Here is a 7,302-nt window from a genome sequence, read left to right as displayed (position 1 = left end):
CCGCCTCCGCGCGGACCGCCCGGCCCACGCCCGCCGCGTCGAGCGCGCCGAGACCGGGCGGGTGGATGCCGATCGCGCGCGCGCTGCCGGACGGCTCGCGCCGGCGCTCGAGCACGACGACGTCGAGCCCTCGCTGCGCGAGCAGGCACGCGAGCAGCAGCCCGACGGCGCCGCCGCCGACCACTGCGACGTCGCGGCGCTCGATCATGGCGAGTGCCGCACGAGCTCGTAGCGGAAGGGGGTCGACCGGCGGACGGCCCAGCCGGTCGGCAGCGCGCGAGCGAGCTCCGCGGCCGTGTGGCTGCGCCGGATCGAGGCGAGTCCGTCGGCGCGGATGAAGGTGCCGCGCAGGAGCGTCGGCTCGAAGGGCAGCGTGCCGGCGGCGAACGCGGCGAAGGCGAGCGGCGAGCGGGCGATGTCGCCGTGCACCGCGACGCCGCCGGGGCTGAGGAGCGCCTCGGAGTCGGCGAGGATCGCGCCGAGCTCCGCGCCCGTGAGGTGGTGGAGCACGTGGTTGGAGAGCACGACGTCGAAGCGCTCGCGCGCGGCGACGAGGTCGCCCGTCATCGCCTGCCGCAGCTCGAGCCCCGGCAGCGGGGGCAGCGAGCGCGCGAACGCGATCGCGCGCGGGTCGGGATCGATCGCGACGACGCGCAGCTCGCCGTCGGCGGCCCAGCGCAGCAGGCGGCGGGGCAGGTCGGCGCCGCCGGTGCCGACGTCGAGCAGCCGCACGACGCCGCCCGCGCGCAGCCGCGGCCTTACCCAGCGCCGGTAGACCGCGCGCCGGCCCGAGACGACCGCGTTCACGAGGTCGAACCGCGCGTAGGTGCGCGCGAGCGCTGCCTCGTCGCACGCGGGGTCGTCCATCGCCTCTCGCGCGTCCGGGTCGCGCCGGCGCAGCTCGCGCAGCAGCATGGCCGGCGGTTCAGCCCTCGACGGTCAGGAGCGCCGACTCGACCGTGAGGCCCGGGCCGAACGCCATGGCCGCCACGCGGTCGCCGTCGCCCGCGTCGCCCCGAAGGATGTGCTCGAGCACGAACAGCACGGTCGCGCTCGACATGTTGCCGAAGTCGCGCAGCGTCTCGCGCGCCGGCACGAGCTGCGCCTCCGCGAGGCGCAGGGTGCGCTCGACGTGGTCGAGGATGCTGCGCCCGCCCGGGTGGATCGCCCAGTGCTCGATCGCCGCGCCGGCCGCGCCGTCCCGGAGCGCGGCCGCGAGTGGCTCCTCGGCGTCGAGCAGGGGCTCGATCGCCCCGGTGATGTGCTCGCCGATGAGCGAGGGCACGGCGTTCGAGAGCACCATCTCGAAGCCGTGGTCCCCGATGCGCCATGCCATGTCGCCCTCGCCCTGCGGGGTCGTGCGCGTCGCGAACGCGTCGAGCCGCAGCGCGCGCTCCCCCGTCTCCGGGGGCGCGGCGGTCACGACGCCGGCGCCCGCGCCGTCGCCGAAGAGCGAGGTCGCGACGATCGTGTCGGGGTCGTTCGAGGTGCGCAGGTGCAGCGTGCACAGCTCGACGCTCACGACGAGCACGACCGCCGACGCATCCGCCTCGCACAGCTGCGCCGCGAGGCGCAGCGCCGGCATCGACGCGTAGCAGCCCATGAAGCCGAGGTGGTAGCGCTGCACGCCCGCGGGCAGGCCGAGGTCGCGCGCGAGCACGAAGTCGGGCCCGGGGGCGTAGAAGCCCGTGCACGAGACGGTGATGACGTGCGTGACGTCGTCGGCGCCGACGCCGGGGGTCGCCGCGAGCGCCGCGCGGCCCGCCTCGACGTAGAGCCGCGACGCGTGGTGCGCGTAGACGTCGTTGCGCAGCCGCGTGCCGGGGTCGAGCAGCAGCCCGCTCGCGCGGTCGTAGAACGCCGGGTCGGCCGGCTCCGGCCCCTCGCGGGTGAGCTCGTCGAGCACCGTGTAGCGCCGCTCGATCCCCGAGAGGCCGAACGACGTCGACACGATGCGCTGCCCGAGCCGGCTGAGGCCGGGCTGCGCGCCGAAGACCTCCGCCACCTCGGTCTGCACGAGCTGGGTCGGCGGCACCGCCGTCGACAGGCCTCGCAGTCGCACTGTCATGACCGCACCCTAGGGCGCGCGACCGTGCGCGGCCTAGGAGCCTGCCCGGACCGCTCGATCCCGCGGCCCGACGACCTGCTCCCCCGCGCGCCACACCGCGTGCACGAGCGGCACGCCGGGGCGGTAGGCGAGGTGCGCGATCGAGGGGGCGTCGAGCGCCTGCAGGTCGGCCCGGGCACCGGGGCGGATGCGGCCGAGGGGCGGCAGTGCGCGGCCGGTGCGGTCGGTGCGGGGCGCGTCGCGGTCGATCGCGGCGGCGCCCCCGAGGGTCGCCGCGCGCACGGCCTCCTCGACGGTGAGGCCCATCTGCAGCACCGCCGTGGCGACGCAGAACGCCATCGAGGTCGTGTAGCTCGTGCCGGGGTTGCAGTTGCTCGCGATCGCGACGACCGCGCCGGCGTCGAGCAGCCGCCGTGCGGGCGCGAGCGGCATGCGGGTCGAGAGGTCGCACGCGGGCAGCACGGTCGCGACCGTGCCTCGCCCGCCCGACCACGAGTCGGCGAGCAGCGCGAGCTCCTCGTCGTCGAGGAACGCGACGTGGTCGACGCTGAGCGCGCCGAGCTCGACGGCGAGCCGCACGCCCGGTCCCGGGCCCAGCTGGTTCCCGTGCACGCGCAGCGCGAGCCCGCGATCGCGCGCCGCCTCGAGCACGCGGCGCGACTGCGGCCCGTCGAACGCGCCCGACTCGCAGAACACGTCGACCGCGTCGACGAGCGGCGCGGCGGCGGCGAGCATGGCACCGGCGACGAGGTCGACGTAGGCGTCCGCCTCCCAGCCGTCGGGCACGAGGTGGGCGCCGAGGAAGGTGACGGCGTCGGCGCGCGACCGGGCGATGCGCGCCGAGCGCACCTCGTCGTCGACGGTGAGCCCGTAGCCGGTCTTCACCTCGAGCGCCGTCGTGCCGCCGCGGAGCGCCTCGTCGGCGAGGCGGTCGAGGTTCGCGGCGAGCGCCGCGTCCGAGGCCGCGCGGGTCGCCTCGACCGTCGAGGCGATGCCGCCCGCCGCGTACGGCGCCCCCGCCATCCGCGCCTCGAACTCGCCCGTGCGGTCGCCCGCGAACACGAGGTGCGTGTGGCTGTCGACCCAGCCGGGCAGCACCGCGCGGCCCGCGACGTCGACGGCCGCGTCGGCGGCGGGCGCGTCGGCGGCGCTCCCCACCCACGTGATGAGCTCGCCCTCGACGACGACGGCCGCGTCGCGCATCCGCCCGAGCTCGTCGTCGTTCGTCGTGAGCTCGCCGATGCCGGTGACGAGGGTCGCTGCCGCCACGTCAGCCTCGCCGCATCGGGATCGGCACGCCGTGCGCCTCGGCGAACGCGGCCGCCTCGTCGTAGCCAGCGTCGACGTGGCGGATCACGCCCATCGCGGGGTCGTTCGTCAGCACGCGCTCGAGCTTCTCGGCCGCGAGCTCGGTGCCGTCGGCGACCGTCACCTGCCCCGCGTGGATCGAGCGGCCGATGCCCACCCCGCCGCCGTGGTGGATCGAGACCCAGGTCGCGCCCGAGGCGGTGTTGACGAGCGCGTTGAGCAGCGGCCAGTCGGCGATCGCGTCGGAGCCGTCCTTCATCGCCTCGGTCTCGCGGTAGGGGCTCGCGACGGAACCGCTGTCGAGGTGGTCGCGGCCGATGACGATCGGCGCCGAGAGGGTGCCGTCGGCGACCATCTCGTTGAAGCGCAGCCCCGCGCGGTGCCGCTCGCCGGCGCCGAGCCAGCAGATGCGCGCGGGCAGCCCCTGGAAGTGCACGCGCTCCTGGGCCATGCGGATCCAGCGGCGCAGGTGCGCGTCCTCGGGGAAGAGCTCGAGGATCGCCTCGTCGGTGCGGCGGATGTCCTCCGGGTCGCCCGAGAGCGCCGCCCAGCGGAACGGGCCCTTGCCCTCGCAGAAGAGGGGGCGGATGTACGCGGGCACGAAGCCGGGGAACGCGAACGCGTCGTCGTACCCGCCGAGCTGCGCCTCCGCGCGGATCGAGTTGCCGTAGTCGAACACCTCGGCGCCCGCGCGCTGGAAGCCGACCATCGCCTCGACGTGCCGCGCCATCGACGCGCGCGCCCTCGCCGTGAAGCCCTCGGGGTCGCGCTCGCGCTCGGCGTGCCAGTCCTCGAACGCGACGCCGCTCGGGAGGTACGCGAGCGGGTCGTGCGCGCTCGTCTGGTCGGTGACGATGTCGATCGGCGCGCCCATCGCGAGCAGCTCCGGCACGACGTCGGCGGCGTTCGCGTGCAGGCCGATCGAGAGGCCCCGGCCGGCGTCCCGCGCCTCGACGGCGCGCGCGAGCGCATCCGCGACATCCGTCGCCAGGACGTCGAGGTAGCGGTGCTCGATGCGGCGCTCGATGCGGGAGCGGTCGACCTCCACGCAGATCGCGACGCCGTCGTGCATGGTGACGGCGAGCGGCTGTGCGCCGCCCATGCCGCCGAGACCCGCCGTGAGCGTGATGGTGCCGGCGAGCGAGTCGCGGCCGAGCTTCCGCGCGACGGCGCCGAACGTCTCGTACGTGCCCTGCAGGATGCCCTGCGTGCCGATGTAGATCCAGCTGCCGGCCGTCATCTGGCCGTACATCGTGAGACCGGCGGCCTCGAGCCGGCGGAACTCGGGCCACGTCGCCCAGTCGCCGACGACGTTCGAGTTCGCGATGAGCACGCGCGGCGCCCACGCGTGCGTGCGCATGACGCCGACCGGGCGCCCCGACTGCACGAGCAGCGTCTCGTCGTCGTCGAGCCGCTCGAGCTCGCGCACGATCGCGTCGAAGCTCGCCCAGTCGCGCGCAGCGCGGCCGGTGCCGCCGTAGACGACGAGGTCGTCGGGGTGCTCGGCGACCTCGGGATCGAGGTTGTTCTGCAGCATGCGCAGCGCCGCCTCCTGCTGCCAGCCCTTCGCGTGCAGCTCGCTGCCGCGGTGCGCGCGCACGGGGCGCGCTCCCTCCATCGTCATGACCGTCCTCCTCGTGCGATGCCGACGTGCAACTCCTCGTCGGGATCGGCGGCCCGCGCCTCGCCGCCGTTGAGCATCCCCGCCTCGATGCGCGCGCCGCCGCCGACGACGAAGGCGACGGATGCCTCGATGTCACGGGCGAGGAACCGGTCGGGCCCGATGCCCGGCACCTGCCGGCGGAGCGCCTCGACGACGCGCCCGGTGCGGGGGCCGGGCGGGGCGTCGCGCAGCTCGATCCCGCGCGCCGCGGTCATGACCTCGATCGCGAGCACGCGCCCGAGCCCGTCGATCGAGCGGCGGAGCTTGCGGGCAGCGCCCCAGCCCATCGACACGTGGTCCTCCTGCATCGCGCTCGAGGGGATCGAGTCGACCGAGGCGGGCGCCGCGAGCCGCTTGAGCTCGGAGACGATGCCGGCCTGCGTGTACTGCGCGATCATGAGGCCCGAGTCGACGCCCGGGTCGTCGGCGAGAAACGGCGGCAGCCCGTAGGAGCGCGCGGGGTCGAGGAACCGGTCGGAGCGGCGCTCGCTCATCGACGCGACGTCGGCGATGACGATCGCGAGGAAGTCGAGCACCGCCGCGAGCGGCGCGCCGTGGAAGTTGCCGTTCGAGACGACCCGGCCGTCGGCGAGCACGACGGGGTTGTCGATCGCGCTCGCGAGCTCGATCTCGGCCACCCGCGCCGCGTGGGCGGCGGTGTCGCGCGCGGTGCCGTGCACCTGCGGCGCGCAGCGCAGCGAGTACGCGTCCTGCACCCGGGTGTCCTCGGGCCCCTTGTGGCTCGCGACGATCGGGCTGCCCTCGAGCAGCGCCGCGATGTTCGCCGCGCTCGTCGCCTGCCCGGGGTGGGGCCGCAGGGCCATGAGCTCCGCGGCGAACGGCGCGTCGGTGCCGAGCAGCCCCTCGACGCTCATCGCCGCCGCGAGGTCCGCGGTGTCGAGCAGCAGGTCGAGGTCCGCGAGCGCGAGGCACAGCATCGCGAGCATCCCGTCGGTGCCGTTGACGAGCGCGAGCCCCTCCTTCTCGGCGAGCACGACGGGAGCGAGGCCCGCGCGCTCGAGCGCGGCCGACGCATCCATCACCTCGCCGTCCGGCTCGCCGGGCGCGCACACCATGACGGTGCCCTCGCCCATCGCGGCGAGCGCGACGTGCGAGAGCGGCGCGAGGTCGCCGGAGCAGCCGAGCGAGCCGTGCTCGCCGACGAGCGGCGTGATGCCCGCGTTGAGCATCGCCGCGTAGAGCTCGGCCGTGGCGCGGCGCGCGCCCGTCCGGCCGGTCGCGAGCGTCTGGAGGCGCAGCAGCATGAGGCCGCGCACGACCTCGGCCTCGACCTGCGCGCCGCTCGAGGCCGCGTGCGAGCGGATGAGCGACTGCTGCAGGCGCGTGCGGTCGCCGGGCGCGATCGCCGTGTTGGCGAGCGCGCCGAACCCGGTCGAGATGCCGTAGTGCGGCCGGGGGTCGGCGGCGAGGGCGTCGATCACGGCGCGGGCGCGGTCGACGCGCTCGAGCGCCGCGGCGCTCAGCTCGACGCGCGCGCCCATGCGCGCGACCTGCACGACCTCGTGCCGGGTGAGGGGCGCGTCCCCGATGATCACTGCCATGCGGCCATTCCAGCCGGGCGCGCCGCCGCGCGCACGCGTCCGGCGCATACTGGTGTCTGAGATCTCAGACGCGCGAGGAGGCGGCGATGGCGGCACCGCGCATGCCGGCCGCGCGCAGCGCGCTGCGGCTCCTCTCGCTGCTCGCCGAGCAGCCGGGGCCGGTGCGGGCGGCGACGATCGCGCGGGAGCTCGACCTGCCGCGCTCGAGCGCGTACCAGCTCCTCCAGGTCATGCGCGAGGAGGGCTTCCTCGTGCACTACCCCGAGCTCGGCGCGTGGGGCCCCAGCGCGCGCGTGCAGCAGCTCGGCTCTCGCGTGGCGGCGGCGACGCGGCTCGAACGGCTCGCGCAGCCGATCCTCGACCGGCTCGTGCGCGAGGCGGGCGTGCCGGCGACGAGCCACCTCGCGGTGCTCGCCGGGAGCGACGTCGCCTACGCGGGCCGCGGCGAGGGGCGCCGCTCCCCCGTCACGGTCTCGCGCGTGGGCGTGCGCCTGCCTGCGGTGCGCACCGCGACGGGGCGGTCGCTGCTCGCGGCCCTCGGTCCCGATCAGGTGCGCGCGCTCATCCCCCACGACCGCGACCTCCTCGGCGAGCGGCCCGCGACGCGCGCCGCGCTCGTCGCGATGCTCGCGGGCGTGCGGCGGCGCGGCTGGGCGACCGAGGAGGGCGAGGTCGACCCCGCGTACGGCTCGGTCGCCGCC

The 7,302-nt window shown here is 76.1% G+C and carries 7 protein-coding genes; 1 reads left to right on the top strand and 6 read right to left on the bottom strand.

Features of this window, described 5'->3' with window-relative positions; translation table 11 throughout:
- The 6 genes from NWP09_RS10390 to hutH all read right to left on the bottom strand — a co-directional run.
- Positions 1–208, bottom strand: a 208-nt coding sequence (locus NWP09_RS10390) for an FAD-dependent monooxygenase (RefSeq protein WP_258275440.1), incomplete at its 3' end; no start/stop codon positions are given.
- Positions 205–915: a methyltransferase domain-containing protein gene (locus NWP09_RS10385; protein ID WP_258275439.1), complete on the bottom strand. Its 711-nt coding sequence runs from the start codon at positions 913–915 to the stop codon at positions 205–207. The genes NWP09_RS10390 and NWP09_RS10385, both read right to left, overlap by 4 nt.
- A 10-nt stretch (positions 916–925) precedes the next feature.
- A complete protein-coding gene (locus tag NWP09_RS10380) occupies positions 926–2,068 on the bottom strand; it encodes a type III polyketide synthase (protein ID WP_258275438.1) in 1,143 nt (380 codons plus the stop codon).
- 33 nt (positions 2,069–2,101) lie between these two features.
- Positions 2,102–3,271 (bottom strand): imidazolonepropionase, encoded by a 1,170-nt coding sequence (gene hutI, locus NWP09_RS10375; RefSeq protein WP_258275442.1) that lies wholly within the window; start codon positions 3,269–3,271, stop codon positions 2,102–2,104.
- Positions 3,272–3,338: 67 nt separating this feature from the next.
- Positions 3,339–4,994, bottom strand: a complete 1,656-nt coding sequence (gene hutU / locus NWP09_RS10370; protein ID WP_258275441.1) for a urocanate hydratase — start codon at positions 4,992–4,994, stop codon at positions 3,339–3,341.
- 2 nt (positions 4,995–4,996) lie between these two features.
- Positions 4,997–6,601 carry a histidine ammonia-lyase gene (hutH, locus tag NWP09_RS10365; RefSeq protein WP_258275437.1) on the bottom strand — a complete coding sequence of 535 codons (1,605 nt, stop codon included), beginning with the start codon at positions 6,599–6,601 and terminating at the stop codon, positions 4,997–4,999.
- An 86-nt stretch (positions 6,602–6,687) separates the two neighbouring features.
- Here hutH and NWP09_RS10360 point away from each other — a divergent pair.
- A partial coding sequence (locus NWP09_RS10360) for an IclR family transcriptional regulator (RefSeq protein ID WP_258275436.1) occupies positions 6,688–7,302 on the top strand: 615 nt, incomplete at its 3' end.

Source organism: Agrococcus sp. HG114, assembly GCF_024723325.1.
Taxonomy (GTDB): Bacteria; Actinomycetota; Actinomycetes; order Actinomycetales; family Microbacteriaceae; genus Agrococcus.
The sequence above is the reverse complement of the archived record's forward strand: the minus strand, read 5'-3'. Positions and strand labels throughout refer to the sequence as shown.